The 24,170-nt window shown below is 58.2% G+C and carries 20 protein-coding genes; 9 read left to right on the top strand and 11 right to left on the bottom strand.

The features are described from left to right. Positions 1-54 precede the first annotated feature (54 nt). Together xrtE and ABSG47_RS01425 are read right to left on the bottom strand one after the other, a co-directional pair. Complete coding sequence (gene xrtE, locus ABSG47_RS01420) at positions 55-1,686, bottom strand: exosortase E/protease, VPEID-CTERM system (RefSeq protein WP_424165412.1); 1,632 nt, start codon at positions 1,684-1,686, stop codon at positions 55-57. A 77-nt stretch (positions 1,687-1,763) separates the two neighbouring features. Continuing rightward, the gene (locus tag ABSG47_RS01425; RefSeq protein ID WP_424165415.1) at positions 1,764-2,015 is read right to left on the bottom strand and encodes a hypothetical protein; all 252 of its coding nucleotides are present in this window, start codon (positions 2,013-2,015) and stop codon (positions 1,764-1,766) included. 576 nt (positions 2,016-2,591) lie between these two features. On the opposite strand from ABSG47_RS01425, the gene abc-f reads away from it, so the two are divergent. After that, on the top strand, positions 2,592-4,565 hold the full coding sequence (abc-f, locus tag ABSG47_RS01430) for a ribosomal protection-like ABC-F family protein (protein WP_424165418.1): 1,974 nt from the start codon (positions 2,592-2,594) through the stop codon (positions 4,563-4,565). A 52-nt stretch (positions 4,566-4,617) separates the two neighbouring features. Here abc-f and ABSG47_RS01435 read toward each other — a convergent pair whose 3' ends face one another. Beyond that, on the bottom strand, positions 4,618-5,355 hold the full coding sequence (locus ABSG47_RS01435; protein WP_424165420.1) for a sulfite exporter TauE/SafE family protein: 738 nt from the start codon (positions 5,353-5,355) through the stop codon (positions 4,618-4,620). Positions 5,356-5,452: 97 nt separating this feature from the next. Here ABSG47_RS01435 and ABSG47_RS01440 point away from each other — a divergent pair, with 97 nt between their 5' ends. From ABSG47_RS01440 to ABSG47_RS01455, 4 genes are all read left to right on the top strand, one after another. After that, positions 5,453-8,296 carry a phosphoenolpyruvate carboxylase gene (locus ABSG47_RS01440; RefSeq protein ID WP_424165423.1) on the top strand — a complete coding sequence of 948 codons (2,844 nt, stop codon included), beginning with the start codon at positions 5,453-5,455 and terminating at the stop codon, positions 8,294-8,296. 223 nt (positions 8,297-8,519) lie between these two features. Beyond that, positions 8,520-9,494 (top strand): cysteine synthase A, encoded by a 975-nt coding sequence (gene cysK, locus ABSG47_RS01445; RefSeq protein WP_424165426.1) that lies wholly within the window; start codon positions 8,520-8,522, stop codon positions 9,492-9,494. A gap of 65 nt (positions 9,495-9,559) precedes the next feature. Further along, complete coding sequence (cysE, locus tag ABSG47_RS01450) at positions 9,560-10,288, top strand: serine O-acetyltransferase (protein ID WP_424165428.1); 729 nt, start codon at positions 9,560-9,562, stop codon at positions 10,286-10,288. Positions 10,289-10,369: 81 nt separating this feature from the next. After that, on the top strand, positions 10,370-12,535 hold the full coding sequence (locus ABSG47_RS01455; RefSeq protein WP_424165431.1) for a PKD domain-containing protein: 2,166 nt from the start codon (positions 10,370-10,372) through the stop codon (positions 12,533-12,535). A 5-nt stretch (positions 12,536-12,540) separates the two neighbouring features. On the opposite strand, the gene ABSG47_RS01460 is transcribed toward ABSG47_RS01455, so the two are convergent. Next, on the bottom strand, positions 12,541-13,665 hold the full coding sequence (locus ABSG47_RS01460) for a tetratricopeptide repeat protein (protein ID WP_424165434.1): 1,125 nt from the start codon (positions 13,663-13,665) through the stop codon (positions 12,541-12,543). A 35-nt stretch (positions 13,666-13,700) separates the two neighbouring features. After that, positions 13,701-14,963, bottom strand: a complete 1,263-nt coding sequence (locus ABSG47_RS01465; protein ID WP_424165437.1) for an amino acid deaminase — start codon at positions 14,961-14,963, stop codon at positions 13,701-13,703. A gap of 28 nt (positions 14,964-14,991) precedes the next feature. Between ABSG47_RS01465 and ABSG47_RS01470 the strand changes: the two genes are divergently transcribed. The 3 genes from ABSG47_RS01470 to ABSG47_RS01480 all read left to right on the top strand — a co-directional run bounded on the left by ABSG47_RS01470 (position 14,992) and on the right by ABSG47_RS01480 (position 19,024). Further along, entirely contained in the window at positions 14,992-16,470 is a 1,479-nt protein-coding gene (locus ABSG47_RS01470; RefSeq protein ID WP_424165440.1) for an N-acyl-D-amino-acid deacylase family protein, read from the top strand. Beyond that, positions 16,463-17,815, top strand: a complete 1,353-nt coding sequence (locus ABSG47_RS01475) for a GntT/GntP/DsdX family permease (protein ID WP_424165442.1) — start codon at positions 16,463-16,465, stop codon at positions 17,813-17,815. Before ABSG47_RS01470 ends, ABSG47_RS01475 begins: the two co-directional genes overlap by 8 nt. A 96-nt stretch (positions 17,816-17,911) precedes the next feature. Then, positions 17,912-19,024 (top strand): lactonase family protein, encoded by a 1,113-nt coding sequence (locus tag ABSG47_RS01480; protein WP_424165445.1) that lies wholly within the window; start codon positions 17,912-17,914, stop codon positions 19,022-19,024. A gap of 6 nt (positions 19,025-19,030) precedes the next feature. Here the strand turns inward: ABSG47_RS01480 and ABSG47_RS01485 are convergent, their stop codons facing one another. Then, positions 19,031-19,417: a helix-turn-helix domain-containing protein gene (locus ABSG47_RS01485; protein ID WP_424165447.1), complete on the bottom strand. Its 387-nt coding sequence runs from the start codon at positions 19,415-19,417 to the stop codon at positions 19,031-19,033. A 256-nt stretch (positions 19,418-19,673) separates the two neighbouring features. On the opposite strand from ABSG47_RS01485, the gene ABSG47_RS01490 reads away from it, so the two are divergent. Then, positions 19,674-20,270, top strand: coding sequence for a hypothetical protein (locus ABSG47_RS01490; RefSeq protein ID WP_424165449.1), 597 nt, complete (start codon positions 19,674-19,676; stop codon positions 20,268-20,270). A gap of 40 nt (positions 20,271-20,310) precedes the next feature. On the opposite strand, the gene purN is transcribed toward ABSG47_RS01490, so the two are convergent. From purN to msrB, 5 genes are all read right to left on the bottom strand, one after another. Then, complete coding sequence (gene purN / locus ABSG47_RS01495) at positions 20,311-20,949, bottom strand: phosphoribosylglycinamide formyltransferase (RefSeq protein WP_424165451.1); 639 nt, start codon at positions 20,947-20,949, stop codon at positions 20,311-20,313. Between the two features lie 71 nt (positions 20,950-21,020). Then, a complete protein-coding gene (purM, locus tag ABSG47_RS01500) occupies positions 21,021-22,067 on the bottom strand; it encodes a phosphoribosylformylglycinamidine cyclo-ligase (RefSeq protein ID WP_424165454.1) in 1,047 nt (348 codons plus the stop codon). 91 nt (positions 22,068-22,158) lie between these two features. Continuing rightward, the gene (locus ABSG47_RS01505) at positions 22,159-22,581 is read right to left on the bottom strand and encodes a glyoxalase superfamily protein (protein WP_424165457.1); all 423 of its coding nucleotides are present in this window, start codon (positions 22,579-22,581) and stop codon (positions 22,159-22,161) included. A gap of 13 nt (positions 22,582-22,594) precedes the next feature. After that, positions 22,595-23,581: a serine hydrolase gene (locus ABSG47_RS01510; RefSeq protein WP_424165460.1), complete on the bottom strand. Its 987-nt coding sequence runs from the start codon at positions 23,579-23,581 to the stop codon at positions 22,595-22,597. Between the two features lie 128 nt (positions 23,582-23,709). Next, positions 23,710-24,120, bottom strand: a complete 411-nt coding sequence (msrB, locus tag ABSG47_RS01515; protein ID WP_424165462.1) for a peptide-methionine (R)-S-oxide reductase MsrB — start codon at positions 24,118-24,120, stop codon at positions 23,710-23,712. Positions 24,121-24,170 lie beyond the last annotated feature (50 nt).

A 24,170-nucleotide genomic window follows, 5' to 3' on the forward strand; every position in this document is an offset into this window, starting at 1 on the left:
GGCAAATTACTTTTTATGTAGAGGAAAACGCTTGAAGCCTGCGTGCAGAAAGCTTTACCAGAGGCCCCAGTCGCCGCGCATCAGCACCCACGCTGCCAGCAGCAGATTGCTTACAGCATGTGCCGCAACCGCATCGCCAAGCTGGCCCTTGTATCGAGCCAGCAGGGCAAAGGCCAGCCCGGCCACGGTGCCCACCATCCATTGCTGACCGTGCATCAGCCCAAAGACGACCGACGAAATTAGTATCGAGATCACAGTCAGCTTGCCGAGTGGAAGGCCATCGAATCCGCGGTTTACAAGCCTGCGCGCCAGAAACCCGCGAAAGGCGAGCTCCTCAGCCAGAGGAACCGTAATCGCGGCTGCGGCTATGCGAATCGAAATCCATGCCCAGCGAGCAGCGGGAGAAAGTTGGTTCATCTCCGTGCCCAATGCCGCTGCAACCGGCTGCGCTTCCCTCAAGTGCGGAAATATCCAGACCAGAAATACAGCCGCGCCAACCGCCAACGCCTCCCAGCCAAATCGCCATTGAATGGTCTTATATGTTTTGCGGTAATGCCACAGTGCCCAGCCTGCTGCCACAAACCGCAGCGGATAGAGCCACTCAAAATGTCCTGAAGCGGCCCGGGAAATGAAGGACGCAGCAAGAATCGCCAGAAACGGAACCAGATAGGCTGCAGTGGCTGGAGATTCCGATTCTGTGTTTGCCCACGCGCGAGGACCAGCAGGAGCCGGAATCTCCAGATCGTGTACATAACTGCCTGATCCAGGCGAAGCAGACGAATATCGGCGAACCCAGCGTAACTTGCCCGCGGCCATGGCGAACAAATATGCCACAACGGTGAAGGCAATCCATCCTGCTTGCGAATGAAAGCCAACCATCGCTACCTCAGGCGCTCCCGCATTGCCAATCAGTATCAAGACCACGAGCCGCGCTATGTTCAAGACCCATGCGGCAGCAAGCGCGCATGGAATGAGCACCAGCGCTTGCGGAAAGCGGTTCTCCTTGCGAAAGAACAGCAGCCACGCCGTGGTGAAGATCAGCATCAACCCCAACCCTTCGAAACCGGAACAAGCTGCTTCCACGGTTACGCGAAAGCGATCGGTGCCTAAGAGGAAGGTTGCCGGATCGGCTACAACGGAAGGCAGCATTAATCTGAGAACAGACGCAGCCGAACGAAAGGCAAGAACCTGCAAAACCCGTCCCTGTGCCAGGATGCTCATGTTCCAAGCGGTCTGCATCGGAAACCGCAGGCACCAGGCCGCCACGCCCACCAGCAGCGAGTAGAGCCACAGTTTGCCCGTGGCATGAATCATTTCCTTGAATGCGCCGAACGGAATGCAGGCCAGCGCGGCGAGAGCCAGTCCCGCCAGTACTACAAGACTGATGGCCGCGGAAGAGACCAGAACCCAGGCGCCATCTACATGCCGGGAAACAAGAGCAGCACACCACGCCGCTCCCACGCAGATAAGATGAAGGGCGAAGAGACCGCCGCGGAACTGCAAGGGGAGACGCATGGCCTTGAGCGTCCGGTAACCAAGGCAGGTAAACGCAGCAAGCGCCGCAATGCCAATAGGCGCCAGCGGAGCAATCAGCAGACCAACATGCACTATGCTCGCCAGAATCGCGGCATCGATCGCCACGATCATCAGGAACAAGTGAATGCGCCCCAGTATATGCGAAGGCATACGAGTGCTGAGGCCGGACCGGGAACTTGCGTTCGCGGTCCACGCGGGATTGGAAAAAGAATTCAGGGCGTACTGTCCTAGCTGCGGCGCCGTGAGCGCATGACGGTCAACATGCCGGCAAGCAGGGAGACTCCTCCGACAGCTGCGCCGGGATCGATCTCAGGAGCGCGGACCGGCGGCGAAGTACGGCCGGAAGGTGGCGGAGGTGGAGCTTTGGGTTCAAAATATCGAACTGGCCCCAGCTCGCGAGCTGAACTCGACTCCACCGGAGACGTAAAGTGGCCATTGGCGAACAAACTTTGGCCTGCGGCGTATACGCTCGGAGTCATGCTCAACACAAATCCTGTACAAACCAAGGAGCACTTCAAGAAGAACTTCAAAACTACACTCTCACGTTTTCTCAGGAGCCCGCCCGAACTGGAAAACAACTTCATTCCCTCTCTGTTTTATAGGCCTGTCCTGCGCCTGATTTTTGACAGGAATGATTGTTCTTCTGTACGGGTTATGTCATCCAGCATTGCGTTTTGATGCTGTCTAATCGTGCAGCATACAAAACTGCTAAGTTGTCCGGTCGGCAACGTCCCGGCTGCGCCACTGACTCTCTGTGTCTGCAAACAAAAGCTTGTAGTCATAGAGAACCGGCGAAACTTCTTCCATAGTGATTCTTTCGGAATGACGCCTGTAATTCAAACAATTTCCATGAGTTAGCAGATGCAAATAGTAATCGTCATGACTCTCAGGGGTACTTCCGGATTTGGCTGCAGGTGGTAGAACGCTTTGTTACTTTCAAGCCATTGAGTCATAACACTCCAGGTGTACGTGCCGGCATAAAGCGTTTGAAAACTGCATTCTGGCCAACGGATGCACTCCCCATTCGTAACCTGCTCTGCGAAAATTAGGTTTGAATGCTCTCTCTTCAAAATGCGGGAAAACGCTTTGGACCACGTGTCCTGTTCATGGAAGCCAACTGGCTCATCCGCGCAAAAGAAAAAACCGCGCTTGTGGGCGCCAACGGCACCGGAAAATCCACGCTGATGAAAGTGCTTGCCGGTATGGAGCAACTCGACTACGGCGAAATTCAGCAGACACGCGGCATGAGCATCGGCTATCTGCCGCAAGAGGGTCTGCCTCTCACGGGGCGCACCATCTTTGACGAGTGCCTCACGGTCTTCGACGAGATTCACGCCATGGAGCGCGAGATAGAACAGCTTGGCGCGCGCATGTCCGAACTGGATCATGCAAGCGCGGAGTACGAGTCCACTGCGGAGCGATTTTCTCTTTTGCAGGAACGCTTTCATGCGCTCGATGGCTACGCGCTGGGCGCGCAGGTTGGTTCTGTGCTCACCGGCCTCGGCTTTGGTAAAGAGGATTGGTCGCGCAGAACCGATGAGTTCTCCGGCGGCTGGCAGATGCGCATTGCGCTGGCCAAGCTGCTCCTCGCCAAGCCGAACCTGCTTCTGCTGGACGAGCCGACGAACCATCTCGACCTCGAAACCCGCAACTGGCTTGAGGAGTATTTGAAGTCGTATCCATTTGGATACATTCTCATCTCGCATGACCGCTATTTTCTCGATGTGACTATCGACCGCACCGTGGAGATATGGAACAAGCGGCTCAACATCTATCAGGGCAACTACACCAAATATCTGCGGCAGAAAGACGACCGCCGCGCGCAGCTTGAAGCGGCGTATCGCAATCAGCGCGGCCAGATCGAACATCTTGAAGCCTTCATCAATCGCTTCCGCGCCCAGGCCACCAAGGCCAAGCAGGTGCAGAGCCGTATCAAGGAACTCGAAAAGATCGAGCGCATCGAGATTCCCGAGGAAGAGCCCGTTATTCACTTCAGCTTTCCTCAGCCGCCGCCCTCGGGCCGCATGGTTGTAGAGGCTGAAGGGCTGTCAAAAAGTTACGGCGAAAAGCATGTACTCAACAATGTGCGATTCGGCATTGAGCGCGGAGATCGCGTGGCGCTCGTCGGCGTCAATGGAGCGGGAAAATCCACCCTCATCAAGCTGCTCACCGGGGTCGAAGCGCCGACAACGGGAATAGTAAAGCTGGGCCACAACGTCGTCAGCGAATACTTTGCGCAGGACCAGTACAAGGTCCTCGATCCCGAAGCGCGCATGTTGGACGACATCAGCCGCGCCGCTTTGAAGGTGCCTGAGCCTGAGCTGCGTTCGCTGCTCGGGTGCTTCCTCTTCAGCGGCGACGATGTATTCAAGAAGCTCGGCGTGCTTTCCGGCGGCGAGCGCAACCGCTACGCATTGGCGCGCATTCTTGTCTCTCCTTCTAATTTCCTATTGCTCGACGAGCCGACGAACCATCTCGACATGCGCGCGAAAGACGTGCTGCTTGAGGCCATCGCCAACTTCTCGGGCACCGTTGTGTTTGTCTCGCATGACCGTTACTTCATCGACAGGCTGGCCACGCGCGTGCTGGAAGTGGAGAACGGCACCGTAATAAGCCATGAAGGCAATTACGAAGATTACTTGCGGCGCAAAGAAGGGCTCCTCGCCGGAACCTCGGCACCAGATTCGTATCAGGGCACGACTTTAGCCGTGCCGAAAAGACCACAGGAAAAAGATGGGGCTTTAGCCCCCGCCGAAACCAATCGCGACTCCGAATCCACGAAGGACAAACCAAAACGCCTCAATCCCATCAAGCAGAAGCAGATGGAAGACCGCTGCGCGTTTCTTGAAGAAGAGATCCCGCGCGTTGAGTCTTCCATTGTGCATACAGAACAGCAGCTTGCTGTATTTGTTTCCGCGCAGGAGACGCAGCGGCTTACCACGCTTGCAGAAGACTTGCGCACGCAGCTCACCGCCCTTACCGCTGAGTGGGAAGAGTTGATGCTTCATCTGGAAGAACAATCGATTTAAGCGAGAGCTATTCCGACTGCGCGATTGTCAGATTCATGCGTGTTTGAAATGGTTACAGCTTTCCATGAACGGCTTCAAGCAGCAGAATCAGGCCAACTGCGACAAGGCCGAAGTAGACATACTTAACGAACCCTTCACGCTCCATGCGGTGATTGAGGAACCTGCCGAGAAATATGGCCGGAACTGCTACGGGAAGCGATACAAGGTAATAATGCGTCACTGCGGGAACCCACAATCCTGCCCACCAATATCCTGCGAGAGCTATCAAACTGGCCGGCAGAAAATATGCCTGAAGCGTAGCGCGAAAGTGCTGTGCAGTCCACTGCCGCATGGTTCCATAGATGGCGAGTGGCGGCCCGTTCATCCCGTAGGCGCCGCCAAGAATGCCGGCGGCGAAGCCGCACACGAGCAGTAGTCGAATATCATCCTGCTGCAAAATGACTCGTCTGGATGCAAGCAGCGAATACAGAGAAAAACCGATGATGGTTAGGGCCAGGACAACCTTGACCGATGTGGGATGACTGCTGGTGAGAAGAAGCAGACCAATCGGGATTCCGAAGATGGTTGCTGCGATCAGCCAGCTTGCACTGCGGAGATGAATGCGCCGCCAGTCCTGAAGAACGACGATCCCTCCTATGGTGACGGACAGAAGGGTAGCCAGCGGAGTTGCGACTGTGATGGGGATAAACAGCGCGAGAAGAGGGACTGCAACCAGGGCCTCTCCGAACCCAAATGTGGAACGAATCAACGTGGCGGTAAAAATAATCAGAAGCACCCAGGTCAATGCCATGTTGAATGCAATCAACTCCTGAAAAATTCAAACGGTTCCATTAGATATGGTACGGGGCATCATCGTGCGTGGATACGTCGTGGATAATTTAAATACGATGGCACTTTTGTGGAGTCCCGAGAGTTGGTCCAAGCGGCTGGCAGAGTTGGAAGCCCGCTCTGGCGATCTGAAAGCTGTTCCGCTGCGGCGAGATGTGCGTTCGCTCGGCATTCTGCTCGGCGAAGTTCTGCGCGAGCAGGCAGGCGACGAGTTCTTTGAGCTGGTCGAGGCACTTCGCAAGGGCACCATCCGCCGCCGCGCAGCCGAGACCCGCCGCAACCGCAAAGAGGCTGCGCGCCAGGGCGCCGAGGCACTCAAGCTCGTGCATTCGCTGCCCGTCGAGCAGGCTATTCTTCTCTCGCGTGCCTTTGCCTTCTACTTCGAGCTCATCAACCTGGCTGAGACCAACCATCGCAAGCGCCGCCGCCTGGCTTTGCAGCTCTCCGGTGAAGCGGCTGAGCAGCGCGGCTCGCTGGCCGGAACATTTGCCATCATGAAGCGCGTGGGCATCGGCTCGGAAGAGGCGCTGGAGTGGCTGCGCCGCGTGCTGATTGTGCCGGTCTTTACCGCGCATCCCACGGAAGTGGCTCGCCGCTCCGTAATGTTCAAGCGCCGCCGTATCGGCGAATTTCTTGCCGCGCTTGACCGCATCCCAACACCGCGACAGGAGCTAGCGCACCTTGAAGACGCAATCCGCGCGGAGATCACCAGCCTGTGGCAGACAGACGAGGTCCGCTCGCGCAGACCCACCGTCTACGACGAGATCAAGATGGGCCTCGATTATTACGATGTCGCCATCTTCGCCACGCTGCCCGTGCTCTACGAAGAAATTTCTGAGGCTCTGCGCTGTGTCTACGGCCTCAAGATTGAGCCGCACAACCTGCCGCAAGTGTTGCGCTTCGGCTCATGGATCGGCGGCGACCGCGACGGCAATCCCTTCGTTACGCCGGAAGTTACGCGCGATGCCATCCGCCTGGCTCGCATGCACCTGCTGGCCTTTTATCGCCGGCAGTTGGAGCGCATCATCGATCTGCTCACCTCGAGCGCTCAGCAGATTCCCGTCAGCCGCGAGCTTCGCAAGCGGCTTGAAGATTACATTGAGCAGCTCCACGTGCCTGCCGAGCAGGTCTTTGGCGAGCAGTTCGAATTCGAGCATTACCGCCGATTCGTCCTCTGCATCAAGGCACGCGTGCGGCGCACTCTGGAGTCTGCTGTAGGCGGTTCGTTGCCTCCTTTGAGCGGAATTTCAGGGCAGGGTCATGAACTTCTGGCGCAGGCGCTGCCTGCGTATGGCTCGGCGCGGGAACTACTCGACGATCTTGAAACTCTTCGTAATTCTCTCGCCTCCAATCGCGGCCTGCGCATCGCCGAATCACAGATCGATCCGCTCATCCTGCAGGTCCGCACCTTTGGGCTCCATCTGCACACGCTGGATATTCGCCAACATGCGCGCGTTCACGCTCAAGCCCTTAAAGAAGCAGCCGCGGACGTCATTGCATCGGATCTGCCCGGAGCGTTGTCCACCGAGACGGCCGGGGTTCTCGAGACCTTTCGCGTCATCGCCGAGACCAAGCGGAGCAGCTCGCCGGAGGCCATTCGACATTACGTCATCAGCGGCGCCGCATCCGTGGATGACGTGCTCGCCGTAGTACGCCTGGCGCGGCTCGGCGGAGCGCGGATGGAAGGTACCAAAACCGATCCCGGCCTTATGCCGGTGCCGCTCTTCGAGTCCATTGAAGATCTGCGCCAGGCTCCTGAGATATGCCGTGAGCTATGGTCGCGGCCCGACTATCGCCAACTTGTTGCAACATGGAATAACTGGCAGGAAGTGATGCTCGGCTACTCGGACTCCAATAAAGATGGCGGCATGCTGACCAGCACTTGGGAAATCTTCCGCGCGCATCGCGATCTGCACACCGTTGCCCGCGAGTGCGGCGTGAAGCTGCGTCTCTTCCATGGCCGCGGCGGCACCGTGGGCCGTGGCGGCGGGCCTACGCATCGGGCCATCTTTGCGCAGCCCATGGATTCTTTTGAAGGCCAGCTCCGCATTACGGAACAGGGCGAAGTGCTCAACTTCAAATATGCGGACGAGGTGCTTGCCGAGCGTAACCTGGAGCTGATGATTGCCGCTTCGATTGATGCTCTGGCACGCCCCAACGCACGCGATCCGAAAGGACACTTCACCGGCATCTTAAAGCCTGAGTGGGAGGCTGCGCTCGATGAGCTTTCGGAGATTTCCTTCGGCTTCTACCGCGAAAACATTCTCGACAACCCCAGCGTCATTACCTATTTCGAAGAATCGACGCCGGTAGGCGAGCTGGAACAGGCCAAGATCGGGTCACGCCCCGCACGGCGCAAAGCCTCGCGCAACATTGCTGACCTGCGCGCCATCCCCTGGGTCTTCGGCTGGACGCAGTCGCGGCTGCTGGTGCCGGCGTGGTTCGGCGTGGGCCATGCCATTGAGCAGTATCTCGCGCCTCCCGGCACGTCCAAGGTGCGTCTCAAGCTGCTCCAGGAGATGGCCCGCGAGTTTCCACTCTTCATCGACCTCGTCCGCAATGTAGAGATGGCGCTCGGCAAGGCCGACCTGGCTACAGCGAAGCTCTACTCTTCGCTCGTTGAAGACTCAAAGCTCCGCGATCAGGTTTACGAAATGCTGGTGGCTGAATTCAATCGCAGCGTGCGCGCCGTTCTGGCGATTACCGGCCAGAAGCAGCTGCTGGAAGGCAATGAAGTGCTGGCCAACTCTATCCGCTTGCGCAATCCCTACGTCGATCCAATGCACCTGATCCAGGTGGATATGCTGCGCCGCAAGCGCACCGGCGAAAATACCCCGGAAGTAAACCGTGCCATCTCCGCAACAATCAGCGGAATTGCCGCAGGCCTGCGCAACACAGGATGAAATCGCTGAACCGTGAAAAACGGTCCGTCGCCCACTTGCATCCCCCCACCCACGGGGGCTACCCTGTACGCATGCGTCGATGTCGCTAACACCGTCCTGGTGAGAGTTCCGACGCTAACGTGTGCCTGCCTGCGCGTTTCTTCCTGCCACACAAGCTCCACCAATCCCCGAACATAATTTTTAGACTGCGGGGATTCTTCCCGCTCAAAAAGAGGAGAACATCATGGCGCGCATTGCCGCGAATGTTACGGAACTGATTGGGGGCACACCGCTGGTCAAGCTGAACCGCCTGGCCGACGGACTGCCCGCTACCGTTGTAGTCAAGCTCGAGAGCCGCAACCCGCTAGCCAGCGTGAAAGACCGCATCGGCTTTGCCATGATTGACGCGGCAGAGAAAGCCGGCAAGATTAAGCCGGGCGAGACGGTTCTGATTGAGCCCACCAGCGGCAACACCGGCATTGCGCTGGCGTTTGTGGCTGCGGTGAAAGGCTACAAGCTTATCCTCACCATGCCGGAGACCATGAGCCTGGAGCGCCGTGTGCTGCTCAAGGCGTTTGGCGCGGAGATTGTTCTCACACCCGGGCCGAACGGCATGAAGGGCGCTATCGCCAAGGCCAATGAGATTCTGGCGAAGACGCCGAACGGTCATATCCTGCAGCAGTTCGATAACCCGGCCAATCCTGCGGTCCATTTGGCGACCACCGGCCCGGAGATTTGGAACGATACTGACGGCGCGGTGGACATTCTCATCTCAGGCGTGGGCACAGGCGGCACAATTACCGGAATTGCGCAGTACATCAAGCCGCTCAAGCCATCATTCAAGGCCATTGCGGTGGAACCTACGGACAGCCCTGTGCTCTCCGGCGGCAAGCCCGGGCCACATAAGATTCAAGGCATCGGCGCCGGCTTCATTCCCTCTATCCTGGACACAAAGCTGGTGGATGAAGTGATTCAGGTTACTAATGATGAGTCGATTGCAATAGCGCGCCGTCTGCCGCTGGAAGAGGGCATCTTTGTCGGCATCAGCTCTGGCGCAGCCGTGGCTGCGGCACTCAAGGTGGCGGCGCGCCCGGAGAACGCAGGCAAGCTGATCGTTGTTGTGCTGCCGGACTTTGGCGAGCGCTATCTCTCCAGCGTGCTCTTCGATTCGCTTCGCCAGGAAGTTCTGGCCCTGCCCACGGAATCAGTTACGCTGTAAAAAGCAGGAAACAGGGATCAGGGATCAGCAAACCCTAGTCCCCTAGTCCCTTGGTCCCTGTTCTTATGTTCGACCGCATCCGCGAAGATATTCGCACCGTTTTTGAGCGCGACCCCGCAGCCCACTCGTGGCTTGCAGTGGTTACGTGCTATCCGGGTCTCTGGGCGGTATGGTTCCATCGTGCCGCGCACTGGCTCTGGAACGCGCATCTTCGCCTGCTTGCGCGCATTCTTTCGCAGAAGGCGCGCTTCCTCACCGGCATTGAGATTCATCCCGCAGCCACCATCGGCCGCCGCCTGTTCATCGATCACGGCATGGGTGTGGTGATCGGCGAAACTGCGGTCATCGGCAACGATGTGACCCTTTATCAGGGCGTGACGCTGGGCGGCACCGGCAAGGGCCACGGCAAGCGCCATCCAACCATCTGCAACAATGTCTTCATCGGCAATAACACCAACGTGCTCGGAAATATCAGCGTTGGCGAGAACTCCCGCATCGGCGCAGGCTCCGTGGTGCTGACGGATGTGCCGCCCAACTCAACTGCCGTGGGCGTGCCTGCGCACATTGTCTACCGCAACGGTGAGCGCATCCTCATTACCGATCCGCGAGAGATTAAAGATCCGCTCTCAGACGCGCTCATTGCGCTCTCTGGCCGCATGGATCATCTCGAAGCGCGGCTCGGCAGCGTTGCGCGCCAGGCTGAGCCCTTTGCCGCGGAAGAGGCCGACCGCACGGCCTATCGCAAGCAACTGGATCTGCTTGCTGAGTATGTGTCGATGGGTGAAGGCATCTAGCGCCACTGAATTCCAGCGAAACGTCAGTAGTGAGTGGTATCGTAAATTTGTTCACGCATCCTCATCCGGAGCCTCCGTTTCTTGTCCCGCGTTCGTACGCTTCTTGCCTGCATCCTCGCCGTTCCCGCGCTCCTGCAGGCAGCTCCGCATATCTACCCCGTACCCGTCCCGCAGGAGCTGCGCTCAACTGCATTTACTGTCACGGTGAACGGCAAGCCTGTTGACGTGGCCCATGCCGCGGCAAGCTACGATTTCGCGAACTTCGATATTACCGGCGCGGTGGATGTGGAGATCACTGCCGCCGAGCCGGGCTTCTGGGATCACGGCGTAGATATAGAGCCGTGGCGGCTTGGAATTCGCGCACAGCGAACAGGCCAGACCATTCGGTTTCACCTGGCAGGTCCGGCAAAGCTTTCGATCAGCCGCCCACGCGACTTTCTCAACCACGCATCGATGCTCTTTCTCTTCGCTGGCTCGCCGCCGCCTGCGCCTCCAAAAGGGCCGAACGTAAAAGCCTACTCGCCAGGGGTGTATCACGAGAGCCTCAATCCCAAAAGCGGTGACACGCTGTATCTGGCTCCCGGCGCATACATTTATGGCAGCCTCAATCTCTGGCAGGTAGATAACGTAAAGCTGCTGGGCCGCGGCGTCATCATTTATGACGGGCCGCAGAATCCCGATGACGATGATGGCTGGATGCAGAAGCCTGACTGGCACTGCGTAGATTCGCTCGAAGCGCATCACGTCGAGGTTGATGGGCTCACCTGCATTCTGCGCTCGCGCACCTGGTCCATCCAGATGAAGGATTCTTCAGATTTCACCTTCGATGATCTGCGCATCGTCGGCGGAAATCCCGGCAACGCTAATCAGGATGGCATGGACTGGGTGGGCTCATCGAACGGCGTGGTCCGCGATTCTTTCTTCCGCGCCTCAGACGATGTGATCGCGCTGATGGGCAACTGGGATGGCTATACGGATGCCGATATGCTGCGTCCCGGCAAAGATGTGCATGACATTCTGATTGAGAACAGCGAGCTTTCCACCAGCATCTCTAACATCGTTCGCGCAGGCTGGCCGCAGAAGATCTTTAACTCGCACAACTTTACTCTCCGCAACTCCGACATTCTGCATGCAGGCATCGGCGCATGCATCCAGAACTTCGGCCTGATCGGTTTCTGGGGTGCAAAGGACGCCAAAGGCCTGCATCAGAACTACACCTTTGAGAATCTCTTTCTCGACAACTGGTACTCGCTTGCGCAACTGGAGCAGGAGCAGCCCGCGCTGAAAGACTTCACCTTTCGCAACATCTGGGCGCTCGATCAGCCGCCAATGATTGCGTCCACCATAAAAGGCGATGTGTCAGGCGTAACGTTTGAAAACGTAAAGTACGGCCAGCACGTGGCGGAAAACAACGCCGATCTGCCGCTGTTTGTGGATGCCGCGGAACAGCCGCATTACGCGCCCTCAGCCGGTCCTGTTGCAGCCTTCACGCTCGACAAACCGATCGTCGCAACCAATCAAGATGTTCTCTTTACGGCAAGCAAGTCTGAGAATGCCGCGTACACATGGTACTTCGGCGATGGAACCACGGCACAGGGCCGCAAGGTTCATCACACTTACAAAGATACGGATGGTTCCGATCTCGATGGCACAAATGGCGCAGGGCGCTTCCGCGTGCTTCTTCAGGTCAAAGACGATCAAGGCCGCCAGGATTGGGCCGCGCAGGGTCTTGTTGTTGTTGCCAAATGGCAGGACGCCACCTTGGCTGCCGGACCCATGCTTGCTGGTCTTGCGTTCCAGGTCTATGCGGGCTCATGGACCGAGTTGCCCGATCTCAAGAAAGAGACCGCTGTCATCACCGGCGAGTCGCCGAACCTGAACGCCAATGCGCGCGGCTTCGAGCGATATGCCGTCGCGTGGGATGGACTTCTCGACATTCCGGCGGACGGCGGCTATACCTTCCATCTCATGGACCGTGACGGCGCGCGCCTTGTTCTCGATGGCATAGAAGTAGCTCGCACCGGTCCGCCCTTTGCAAATACCTGCGGTTCCATCGGCAACGCCGTGCGCTATGATCGCGGCTCACTTGGCCTGCGCGCGGGACTGCATACTTTTCACGTGGAGCAGCTTCACAATGCCAGCAATGGCGCGCCGCGAATTCTGTGGGAGGGGCCATCTTTGCCTGTCATCGACATTCCCTCCGCGGCCTTCACACATCCGCGGCAGGATGTGATCACTGCAAGGTAGCCGGTCTACTTTTTCTCCGGCGCGTCAGGCTTTTCCGGTGGAGGCATTCCCATCACCTTGATCAGCCGTTCGTCCTCAGCGTTGTTCAGACTGTTGGTCTTTTCGAACTCAGCCCTGGCATCGTCTGCCCGGCCCATCGCGCGATAAAGCCGCGCCAGCCGCCAGTGTGAGGCTGCATCCTTGGGCGTGAGCCGGATCGCTTCCTTCAGTTCCATCACAGCGGCATCGTTCTGGCCGGCGTCCGCATACAGCGTGCCCAGGTCCCTGTGCGCCATCGCATTCTGCGGTATCAGCTTCACCAGCTTCTCAAGCGACGCCCGAGATTGCTCTGTCTTGCCGGTCTTCATCTGCGTATCGGCAAGGTAAAGCATGGCCAATACATGCTGCGGATTATTTTGAATCTCCGCTTCAAACTGCTCCGTCGCTTCGCCATACTGCGCCTTGGTCCACAGCAGATAGCCCAGACCAAAATGCACGTTTGGCTGCTCGGGGTCCACGGCAATCGCCGCGCGAAACTCCTTCTGCGCGCCCAGCGGATCGTGCATCTCATCGAGCGCTTCGCCCACAAGCATGTCCGCTTCAGCAGATTCCGCATTCAGCGCGATTATGCGATGAAACGCATCGAGAACGCATTGGTACTCCTTGGCAAACAGGCAACTGTGCGCCAGTGTCAATTGCAGCTCAAGGTTTTGTGTGTCGGCATCGGCGGCGCGCTTCAGATAAGGAGTTGCGGCAGCATACTCGCTTAGCCCGTAATGCGACATGCCCACCAGCAGTGTTACCCGCTGATCGCCGGGGTCAGCCTTCAGCATGGGCGAAAACATCTCTATGGCCTGCTTATAGTCCCCGTTTTTGAAGTACGCCAGCCCCAGATTCGGCCGTAGCGCAGGCATCGCGGGCGCAATTACCATCGCTTTGCGATACGCCGCAATCGCCTCTGCGAAATGCCCCTGCCGCGCCTCAAGCTGGCCAATGTGTGCATACGGCTCAGCCTCGCCGGCATGATGTGCGGAGTACGCGCGCCACGCCGCTGCCGCCTCCGCGTTTTGGCCTTGTTGCTCCAGTGCGCTCGTGTCCGGCTTCATGTCGGTCTGTGCGAATACAAACTGTCCGCATGCAAGCGCAGCCATCACAAGAGCTGAGAGCGTATTGTGCTTCAGTCGCCTCAGAAATACGTCTCCGCCACATCCACCACGTTGTATTCGCTGTCCACAATCGGCAGCACGCGCCACTTGTCGAAGGTGAGGCACGGATGGCAAATATCAAAACCAATCATGTCGCCCACGCGCACATCGTCTCCCGGTTTGATTGCGAGAAAGCCATGCTGGTCCATCAGCTTGCTCACTTCCCAGTGCGCGGGCGCGGGCGTCGGCGCCGCACCACCGGGCCGATAATGCAGCGCTGGTATAGGCAGGCCGGAGTCAAAAGCCGCATCCCGTCTGCCCAGTCCCACAATCGCCTTCTGTGGCTCTGGAATCGACTGCACATACGCCCAGACATGCAATGCAGTCTCAAGGCCCGGCTGCAATTTGCATGCAACTGGATTGGTCTTTTCCATCCTCAGTTGCGCCTCCCGGTAGTTGCCCGCATCGTGCGTAAGGTAGCAGCCGGGGCGCAGCACAATCTCCGCATCTGTGAGCTTGGATGCCGCTGTAAACTCCTCCGCCACCACGTCGAACCACGCTGAACCAGCGCCGGTGAGAATCGGCCTGCCCACAAAGCGCCCTTCAGCAGACAGGTTCACGACGAGATCGCATGCCCGCCGCAGAAACGCGCGAATCTCATCCTCTTCTTTCAGCACGCCCTCGTACACTTCCACACCGCGCAACGCCAGCGCGCCCTTGTGCTCAGTAAGCGCGTGTAGAAGCTCCTGCAACTGCGCATCGTTGCGAATCCCCGCGCGCCCGCCTTCGACACCAAGCTCAATCAGCACATTCAGCTTTTGTCCGGACGAAGAAAAGAACTTCCCAAGCTGTTCCACCTGCGCTGCCGAATCGACAAGGCAGTAGAACTCAAACTCCGCATTGCTCAGCAGCCGCGCAATCATGTCCATATTCGGCTTACCCACAAGCTGGTTGGCCATCAGCACGCGGCGTACGCCATGCTCATACGCGACTGAAGCCTGATGCGCCGTCGCCACCGTAATGGCCCATGCTCCCGCATTCATCTGCATGGCAAAAAGCCGGGGAGCCATCGTCGTCTTGCCGTGCGGAGCCAGCTTCACGCCATATTCGGCCATGAACTGCCGCATCCACTTGAGGTTATGCTCCAGCTTCTCGCGGTAGAGAACCGCCGCGGGCAGGCTCAGATCCTCGCGCAGCAGGTTCCACCCGCGTTTTCCAATTTCTTCCATGGAAACCGGCGCGGAGAGCTGGCCGATACCTTTATTTAGCGGATTGATTTTATGCGAACTGACAAGTGAGATCATAAACACCCTTTATTCTAAAGGCATTGCGATGACGAACTGTGACCTCATTCTGCGCCGGGCGCGCGTTGTGGACGGCTCCGGCGGCGAACCCGACATTCTCGACGTTGCGGTGGCCGATGGCCGCATTGCAGCCATCGCTCCTGCGCTCTCACTTAACGCGCTCACAGAGATCGACGCCGAAGGACTCGTTCTCGCTCCCGGCTTCATCGATACGCACACGCATGACGATACCAGCGTGATCGAGACGCCTGAAATGCTTCCCAAGATTTCGCAGGGCGTCACCACCGTCATCGTGGGCAATTGCGGTATTTCTGCCGCGCCGGTGCGATTGAAGCCGGAATCTCTCACAACAGGGCCGCCTGACCCAATGAACCTTCTCGGGCGCGCCGAATTCTTCCGCTATCCTACCTTCGCTGCGTATGTGGCTGCCATTGCCACTGCAAAGCCCGCCGTCAACGTCGCCGCGCTTGTCGGGCACACCGCGCTACGCAGCAATGCCATGGACCGCCTGGACCGCGCTGCCACGGAGGCTGAGATCGCCGCCATGCGTGCGGACCTAGAAGAGGCTCTCCATGCCGGAGCCATCGGTCTCAGCACCGGCCTGGCCTATGCCAATGCCTCTGCCGCGCCAAACTCGGAAGTTCTCTCACTCGCTGAACTTCTCGCGCCAGCTCATGCCGTCTACACCACGCACATGCGCACAGAGACCGAAGCTATCCTCGATGCCATGCAGGAGGCCTTTGAAGTTGGCCGCGAGCATCAGATTCCCGTGATCGTCTCGCACCTCAAATGCGCCGGCATTGATAACTGGGGCCGCAGCGGAGAAGTGCTCAATGCGCTTGATGCGGCCCGAACTCACCAGGAGATTGCCTGCGACTGCTACCCCTACGCAGCCGGCTCCAGCACGCTCGATCTCAAACAAGTGGACCCGCGCGTGTCGATCACCATTACATGGAGCACGCCACATCCCGAGGTCGCAGGCAAGACCGTGGCGGAGATTGCAGAGCTGTGGGGCTTGTCACAAGTCGATGCGGCACGCCGCCTGCAACCCGCAGGAGCCATCTATCACTCCATATCGGAGAGTGATATGCGAAAGATTCTCGCGCACCCCAGTACCATGATCGGCTCTGACGGCCTGCCCCACGATCCGCGCCCGCATCCGCGTCTCTGGGGAACCTTTCCGCGCGTGCTCGGGCGCTATAGCCGCGAAGAAAAACTCTTCTCACTCCCCACCGCCATTCATAAAATGACCGGCCTGCCTGCGCAGCGATTTAATCTGCATAAGCGCGGTTTGATCCGGGAAAACTTTCACGCCGACCTCGTACTCTTCGATCCCGAAACCATCCTCGACACAGCTACTTTCACTGATCCTGTCCGGCCTGCTCAAGGCATTCATTCCGTCTGGGTCAACGGCGTGCTGACGTATACCTCTGCCGGCGCAACCGGCGCGCGCGCAGGCCGTTTTCTCAAGCGCCCGTTTCTCAACCCTGGAGCGATCAATGATTGACGCACACGGCATCTATCTCCTCATAGCCGCTGCCGGTGCGGTAATTGCACTCATCCTGCTTGTCGCATGGGCCAAGCTCAATCCATTCCTCACCATTCTGCTTGTTTCTTTGTCTCTGGGCGTGGCGGCCGGAATGCCGTTCCCCACGATTCTTCGTTCCTTTGAAACCGGTCTCGGCAATACTCTCGCCCACATTGCAGTGGTTGTCGCGCTCGGCACCATGCTCGGCAAAATGATGGCGGAGTCGGGCGGTGCCACGGCCATCGCCAACCGCATCATTGACTGGTTTGGAGAGAAGCGCGTGCCGTGGGCCATGATGGCCATCGGCTTTCTCGTCGGCCTGCCTGTCTTCTTTGAGGTCGGTTTCGTTCTCCTTATCCCCATCGCCTTTACCGTGGCCCGCCGTACCAAGACATCGCTGATTCTTGTTGCGCTGCCCATGCTCGCCGGTCTCTCGGTGGTTCACGGTCTCATTCCGCCGCACCCCGCAGCGCTTCTGGCTGCATCCATCTACAAGGCGAACGTGGGCCGTACCATCTTTTATGGCGTGCTCATCGGCCTGCCCACAGCCATGCTTGCAGGGCCGATCTGGGCAAAGATCATCGCTCCTTTTATCCAGCTTCCGGAAGAAAATCGCATGGCGGCGGAGTTCGCCGAGCATAGTAACGAGCAAGGCACACCGGGCTTTGCAATCACCGTTGCCACCATTCTGCTTCCCGTGGCGCTCATGATGATCGGCAGTTGGGCCGACTCGATTTCATCGCCAGGCAGCCCGTTGAACCAGGGGCTGCATCTTGTTGGCAATGACGATATTGCGCTCTTTCTTGGCGTGCTGGTCAGCTTTTATACCTTTGGAAAACGGCGCGGCTTTACACGCGAGACGATTCTTCGTTTCACCAATGAGTGCCTGGCGCCCACGGCAACCGTTACGCTGCTTGTCGGCGCAGGCGGCGGCTTTGGCCGCATCCTGCAGGATAGCGGCGTCTCAGGCTCCATCGTTACGGTTGCAATGGCGAGCCATGTCCCACTTGTGCTCTTCGCGTGGCTGCTGGCTGCGCTCATGCGCCTCGCCACAGGATCGGCGACAGTGGCCATGACCACCGCTGCCGGCATTGTTGCGCCCATCGCACTGCATACGCCGGGCGCGCATCCTGAGCTGCTTGCGATTGCCACCGGAGCGGGCTCGCTCATCTTCTCGCACGTCAACGATGGCGGCTTCTGGCTGGTCAAAGAGTATCTGGGCCTGAGCGTTCCGCAGACAATCAAAACATGGTCCATTTGCGAGACCATCATCTCTGTTACTGCACTCGTCTTTGCGCTCACACTCTCGTTTCTTCCGCTATGATCGAACCCGGTACAAAAAGGACCGCTCATGAATCCAATTGCTTCTCGCCGCAACTTTTTACGTTCCAGCGCCATCGCAACTGCAGGAGTGGCATTCATGCCCAAAGCATTCTCCGCTTCCTCGTCTCAATTCGTTTATGTCGGCACCTACACCGGCTCTGAAAATCACGGTGAAGGCATCTATCTTTTTGATTTGGACCCCGCGACCGGCGCGCTCAAGAATCGCAAGCTCGCAGCAACTACGACAAGCCCTTCGTGGATCGCGCTCCATCCCTCAAAGCGCTTTCTCTATGCCGTCAATGAAGGCGACACCTCGGGCTCTGTTACGGCCTTCGCGGTCGATGCGGCTTCAGGCGTGCTTCGTCAGCTCAACTCAGTAAGCTCTCACGGCTCCGCGCCATGCCACCTCAGCTTTGATCCAACCGGCAAATTTGCGCTTGTGGCCAACTATGTCTCAGGCACCATCGCCGTGCTGCCGATCAAGGCCGATGGTTCATTTGGAGAAGCCACCGATGTGCAGACACACACAGGTGTTGCCGGCGCACCCAACGGCGCAACCCACGCACCCAAAGGCAGCTTCACCACCATCGGCCATGACGCTCCGCACGCGCATTTCGTCCAGCCTGACGTCAAAGGCCACTTCATCCTCGCCGTCGATCTAGGCCAGGACCGCATCTACACCTATCGCTTCGACTCTGCCGCGGGTAAGCTGGCTCAGCAAACCACCACGTCTATTCCCACCGGTGACGGCCCGCGTCACTTGGCATTCCATCCCAACGGCAAATGGATCTATGCGATTACCGAGCAGGCTTCCACTGTCATCTTCTTCCAATACGATCAAAATTCCGGCTCGCTCAATTCGCAGCAAACCGTCTCTGCGCTGCCGGAAGACTTTGCCGGAAGCAGCTATGGCTCGGAGATCACCATGCATTCCAACGGGAAATGGCTCTATGTCACCAACCGCCTGCATGATTCCATCGGAGCCTATTCCATCGGAGCCGACGGCAAGCTGACGCACATCGGCCACGTCCCCACCCTCGGCGATTATCCCCGCCACACCAACATCGACCCCAGCGGCCAATACTTCTACGTCTGCAATCAAAAAGGCGACAACATCACCAGCTATCGCATCAACCCGCAGACCGGCGCTCTCACATCTACCGGCCACTATACCGCCGCCGGCACGCCTGCCTGCATCATCTTTGCTTAACCGGCCTCAAACCAGGGAAGGGAGATTCAAGGCCCAAGTGCAACGTTTCCGATTTTGAGGAGATAGTTGCCTATGGGCATTGAATCCGCCCTCGATCCCCACGCGCTGCAACAGCACAGCCAGTTTGCGTGCGCCCCAGCCCGGCCGTTGCAGGCGCAGTTCTACGATCCGCGCCTCGATCATCTCAGCCGTGCGGCGTGGACTCCGCTGCGGCCGCCGGCTGTGCTCCCGCACACCGGCCACGCCCTGTTCCCGGAATCGCTTCAGCCACAGATACCCGGTGGGCCGCGTGATCGCGAACTCCCGGCACAGGCTGCTCAGGCTCTCACCGCCACAGGCACGAACCACGAACTCCATCCGCTGCTCCAACACTCCCACAAGCCTCCAAGACATCTCCACCTCACCAGACCGTTTACGCTCCGGTGTAAAGAATCTCCTGATAACAACCTGTAAAGAATGTCATGAGACTGAACAATAAAGCCGCGGATGAATGGGCACCCGGCTCACAAATTTGATTGGGCCATTCTCTCTTTGATGTTTTACAGATAAAATTGCCATATTTCGTTCTTCTTAAAATTGAGATCGAGTCGTGTGGGGATATCTGCGTTCTCCGTCGGTAGGAATCAGCGCGGATATTTTGAGGGGAATTATGGCAAATGGTGTCGATTCAGGTCGTCAAAAAGCGATGACACATTTAAATGCAATGCTCGTCGCAGGCGAAACTTCTCAGTCCGTGGCGCTTCAGCGACGTATCTTTGCCCTTCTGCATAGACGCTTATTTGTAGCAGCCACAACTGGCAGGCTGATTGGTATCGAACGTGGCTTATTGGGAGGTTTTTCCCCTGTCGATCTTCGATGGCAAGACATTAAATCTGCTCATATTCAGCAAGGAATATTCGGAAGTCATTTGACGATCACAGCTCTGACCCAACCTGATTTAGCGATAGGAGGGGCTGTTCGGAAATTTGAGTTCAACGGATTGAATAAAGAAGAAGCTGCGGCCATTTATAGAATTTGTCAGGCCCAGGAGCAGGCGTGGCGAGAAAAACGTCGCTTGCGTGAGTTGGAAGAAATTCGAGCGAAGTCTGGAGGTTTCGTGGGTAACTTCGGTTCTGGAAATGTAGGCTCACCTCCTGAAGAAGACCCCGTATCAAGGCTCAAAAAAGCGAAAGCAATGCTCGAACAAGGACTGATTAGCGACTCTGAGTACGAGACGATCAAGGCGAGGGTGGTAGGGCAAATATAGGAAATATCAGAGGGCGTCGTTTAAGAACATGAGTGCATCATCATGAATAGCGCTTGATATAGCGGCGGCCTTGGATTTCGTATTGGTTGCTGGCTACTCTTGCGATGGCTTCGGTGTAGGCCAGGTGCTCTTCGGCCAGGATGCGGGCGGAGAGTGAGTTGGCATCATCTTCATCGAGGACTTCGATGGCGCGCTGAAGGATGATGACGCCGTGATCGAGATGCTCGTCGACGAAGTGGACGGTGCAGCCGGCGATTTTTACGCCGTAGTCGAAGGCTTGGTGTTGCGCGTCGAGGCCGGGGAATGCGGGTAGCAGCGATGGGTGGATGTTGAGGATGCGGTTGGGAAGCGCGGCGACGAACTCCGGTGAGAGAAGACGAAGGTAGCCGGCGAGGATGATTAGATCGACGCTGTGTTCGCGAACGCAGGCGAGAACATCGGCGTCGTGATCGGCGCGTGCGCGGCCTTTCGAGACATGGAGTGCGGTGGGTAGGCCTAGCTCCTGTGCGGAGATCAGGCCGCCGGCGTCGGCTACGTTCGAGATGACTACGGCGATTTCGACGTTGGCGAGTTTTCCGCTGCGGATCGATTCGGCGATGGCCAGGAAGTTGGACCCGCGGCCGGATAAAAGTACGCCTAGTTTGAGCGGCTTCGATGGAGCGGCGGGTTCCAAAAGCATACCTCAGGGGCTAAAGCCCCAATTGATTTCGCGGTCTGAATTGCCGGGGCTAAAACCCCGGCCTACCGTTCCTACATGTATTGCACGCGGCGGTCGCCTTTGACGATGCGGCCGATGATGTGGAATTTTTCTTCGGCGCGGTCGAGGAGGTTTTTGGCGCGGGTGAATTTGGCGGCGGGGATGGCGGCAATGAGGCCGATGCCCATGTTGAAAGTGCGCATCATCTCGTCTTCAGAGACCTGGCCAAGCTGGCGGAGATGCTCGAAGATAGGAAGCACGGGCCAGGAGCCCATTTCGATCTGCGCGGCAGTGGCTTTGGGCAGGATGCGCGGGAGGTTTTCCGTGATGCCGCCGCCGGTGATGTGCGCCATACCGGTCGTCAGGCCCGCTGCTACAAGCTTCTGGATGACGTGAAGGTAGCTGCGGTGCGTCTTCATGAGCGCCGTGCCGGCTTTTTCCTTGATGGCAGTGACGTACTGCGTGGGCTTGTAGCCGGCGGTCTCAAAGAGCAGCTTGCGGGCGAGCGAGTAGCCGTTGGTGTGCAGGCCGGTGGAGGGCAGTCCGATGAGGACGTCGCCGGGCTTGATGGTTTCGCCGGTGACCATCTTGTCGCGATCGACGGCGCCGACGATGAAGCCGGCCAGGTCGTATTCGCCATCGGAGTAGAAGCCGGGCATCTGCGCGGTTTCGCCGCCAATGAGGGCGCAGCCATTGGCTTTGCAGGCTTCTGCCAGGCCGGTGACGACGGATTCGATGACCGCTGGGTCGAGCTTGCCGGTGGCTAAATAGTCCAGAAAGAACAAAGGCGTTGCGCCCTGCACGGCGATGTCGTTGACGCAGTGGTTCACGAGATCCTGGCCGACGGTGTGATGGCTGTCGAGCTCGAAAGCGATTTTGAGCTTGGTTCCGACGCCGTCAGCGGAGCTGACCAGGATGGGGTTCTTGAACTTCTGCAGGTCGAGCCGGAAGAGCGCGCCGAAGCCTCCGATGCCGCCGAGGACATTGCGGTTGAAAGTCTTTTGCGCGAGGAATTTGATGCGGTCCTTGGCGCGGTCGCCGGCGGAGATGTCTACGCCGGAGTCGGCGTAGGTGACGGATTTTGAGCGGGATTCAGGCACGGGCGGAGGCTTTCTGCAGGTAAGATAACGGACCCGGCAGGCTTGGCCGGAAAGAGTGATTTTATCACCGCGCGGGGGCGCTTTCCGAGGCTCAGGCAGCGTCGTGATTTCCCACAGTCTCGCCGGATGCGGCCTCAGCGGGATAGTTGAAGAGGAGCTGATTGCCGTCGGGATCGTCGATTATCAGCAGCCGATAGCCCCAGGAACCATCCTTGACTGTGACATTTTTGGCTTCTAGCCCTGCGCGGAGGGCGTCGAGAGCAGCGGCGGCGTTTTCAGGCGTAGGCGGCTCAACGTTGAGGGAGATGAAGATCACTCCCTTGCCGATTTTCTCCGGAGCCATGTTGCTGGCCAGAATGAGGGCGGAGCCTTGCCGTTCGACCTGTGCGACGCGCGCATATCCGCCTTCGTCATAGCGCCAGGGGCTGGTAAAGCCGAGCAGGTCCGTGTAAAAGCGGAGCGAGGCATCGACGTCTTTGACGTGCAGGATGGGGCGCGCGAACCATTCTGTCATAGCAACATCTCCTTTATCTGGAGGCAGGAGCCAGCGGGTTATTCCAGTTGATTACGGTGGGGTCGAGGCCGGCCGGGGACCAGGCCTTGATGATGGCTTCGCCGATTTTGGCGAGCGTGATCTGGCCTTCGTTGTCGCCGGTCCAGCGCTGGTTTTCATTGTCAAAAGTGTAGGCGGCAATGACGATAGGGCCGGATTTTGAGGCGATGATAGCGACATCGGCGCGGACACGGTCGAGTGCGCCGGTTTTGTTGCCAATGGCGGAGCCTAGCTCACTGGTGTCCAGGGCTTCAATGTAGCGCGGCAGGCCGTCGCGGTCCTGCTGGACGCGGAGCATCTTCAAGATGGTGCCGCAGATGGAGCCGTCGATGCCTACACGAAATGTTTCTTCCGTGACAGGTAGATCGAGATTGCACGTGGCAAGGCGTGTCATGATTTCGGCCATCTCGCGTGGCGTGGTCTTGCCCAGGCCGAATTTTGGCTGATCGGCGGGCATGGGGCCGCTGGCGGGCTTGTATACCTTTTTATAGAGCCAGGTCTGGTGGAGGCCGGCCTGCTGGATGGTCTTGTCGATGTGGTCCAGGCCAAGGCGGTCGATGGCCATGTTGGTGGCGGTGTTGTCACTGAGCGTGACCATGAGGTGCAGCACGTCGCGGAGGGTGAGCGGGAGCGGCGTGTCAAGCTGGCCGATGATGCCTGAGCCGGGGACCTGGTTCTCGTGCGTAAGCACGAGCTTTTCGTCGAAAGAGGCGGTGTGAGAACGGACTTGTTCAGCGGCGTCGAGGAGGATGGCTAGCTTGATGGTGGAGGCTGTCTGTACCGGCAAATCGGGCGAGATCGATGCGGTCTGATGGGTGCGGAGATTTTCCGCGTAGAGGGCTACTTTGCCGTGATGGGCTGCTGCGATTTTTTCCAGGTCTTGGACGAGAGTTGTGTCCTGTTGGGCGAAGGCGGGAAAGGCGGCCAGAACAGTCGCTGCGAAGAGTAGAGCTCGGGACATGGGGTTATGGTACGGCAGGGATGAGGGGACAGGGATACAGGAAAAGTAACAGCAAAAGCTTCAGGTTGGCAGTGGTGGAACGGACGGATGCAGAAGCAGGTTCTCCGATGTCCCTATTCCCTGTTCCCTTATCCCTCTTCTTTGGTGAAGGCGATCGACGCGGAGTTGATGCAGTAGCGCAGGCCGGTGGGCTTTGGGCCGTCCGGGAAGACGTGGCCGAGATGTCCGCCGCATTTTGCGCAAGTGACCTCAACGCGGCGCATGCCGTAGGTGTTGTCTTCGTGCTCGCGGATGGCTTTTGAGTCGGCGGGGATCATGAAGGCGGGCCAGCCGCAGCCGGAGTCGTACTTGGCGCCGGAGGTGAAGAGCCGCGCTCCGCAGCCCGCGCAGTGGTAAGCGCCGGACTCGAAGTTGTATTCGAGCGGGCCGGTGTAGGCGCGTTCCGTACCTTTTTCACGCAGCACGTGGTACTGGAGCGGCGTGAGTTGCTCGCGCCATTCGGCTTCGGATTTTTCGATTTTTTCTATGGAATCGGACATCGTTTTTCTCTGCCATGTTGGATGTTAATCCCACTCTTTCGGTTCAGGTG

The organism is Occallatibacter sp. (genome assembly GCF_049510455.1).
GTDB lineage: Bacteria > Acidobacteriota > Terriglobia > Terriglobales > Acidobacteriaceae > Telmatobacter.

Excerpts from the sequence above, each read along its gene's own strand:
- xrtE (WP_424165412.1), bottom strand. The coding sequence starts at position 1,686 with ATGCCTTCGCATATACTGGGGCGCATTCACTTGTTCCTGATGATCGTG.
- ABSG47_RS01425 (WP_424165415.1), bottom strand. The coding sequence starts at position 2,015 with ATGACTCCGAGCGTATACGCCGCAGGCCAAAGTTTGTTCGCCAATGGC.
- abc-f (WP_424165418.1), top strand. The coding sequence starts at position 2,592 with ATGCTCTCTCTTCAAAATGCGGGAAAACGCTTTGGACCACGTGTCCTG.
- ABSG47_RS01435 (WP_424165420.1), bottom strand. The coding sequence starts at position 5,355 with ATGGCATTGACCTGGGTGCTTCTGATTATTTTTACCGCCACGTTGATT.
- ABSG47_RS01440 (WP_424165423.1), top strand. The coding sequence starts at position 5,453 with ATGGCACTTTTGTGGAGTCCCGAGAGTTGGTCCAAGCGGCTGGCAGAG.
- cysK (WP_424165426.1), top strand. The coding sequence starts at position 8,520 with ATGGCGCGCATTGCCGCGAATGTTACGGAACTGATTGGGGGCACACCG.
- cysE (WP_424165428.1), top strand. The coding sequence starts at position 9,560 with ATGTTCGACCGCATCCGCGAAGATATTCGCACCGTTTTTGAGCGCGAC.
- ABSG47_RS01460 (WP_424165434.1), bottom strand. The coding sequence starts at position 13,665 with ATGGCTGCGCTTGCATGCGGACAGTTTGTATTCGCACAGACCGACATG.
- ABSG47_RS01465 (WP_424165437.1), bottom strand. The coding sequence starts at position 14,963 with ATGATCTCACTTGTCAGTTCGCATAAAATCAATCCGCTAAATAAAGGT.
- ABSG47_RS01470 (WP_424165440.1), top strand. The coding sequence starts at position 14,992 with ATGACGAACTGTGACCTCATTCTGCGCCGGGCGCGCGTTGTGGACGGC.
- ABSG47_RS01475 (WP_424165442.1), top strand. The coding sequence starts at position 16,463 with ATGATTGACGCACACGGCATCTATCTCCTCATAGCCGCTGCCGGTGCG.
- ABSG47_RS01480 (WP_424165445.1), top strand. The coding sequence starts at position 17,912 with ATGCCCAAAGCATTCTCCGCTTCCTCGTCTCAATTCGTTTATGTCGGC.
- ABSG47_RS01485 (WP_424165447.1), bottom strand. The coding sequence starts at position 19,417 with ATGTCTTGGAGGCTTGTGGGAGTGTTGGAGCAGCGGATGGAGTTCGTG.
- ABSG47_RS01490 (WP_424165449.1), top strand. The coding sequence starts at position 19,674 with ATGGCAAATGGTGTCGATTCAGGTCGTCAAAAAGCGATGACACATTTA.
- purN (WP_424165451.1), bottom strand. The coding sequence starts at position 20,949 with ATGCTTTTGGAACCCGCCGCTCCATCGAAGCCGCTCAAACTAGGCGTA.
- ABSG47_RS01505 (WP_424165457.1), bottom strand. The coding sequence starts at position 22,581 with ATGACAGAATGGTTCGCGCGCCCCATCCTGCACGTCAAAGACGTCGAT.
- ABSG47_RS01510 (WP_424165460.1), bottom strand. The coding sequence starts at position 23,581 with ATGTCCCGAGCTCTACTCTTCGCAGCGACTGTTCTGGCCGCCTTTCCC.
- msrB (WP_424165462.1), bottom strand. The coding sequence starts at position 24,120 with ATGTCCGATTCCATAGAAAAAATCGAAAAATCCGAAGCCGAATGGCGC.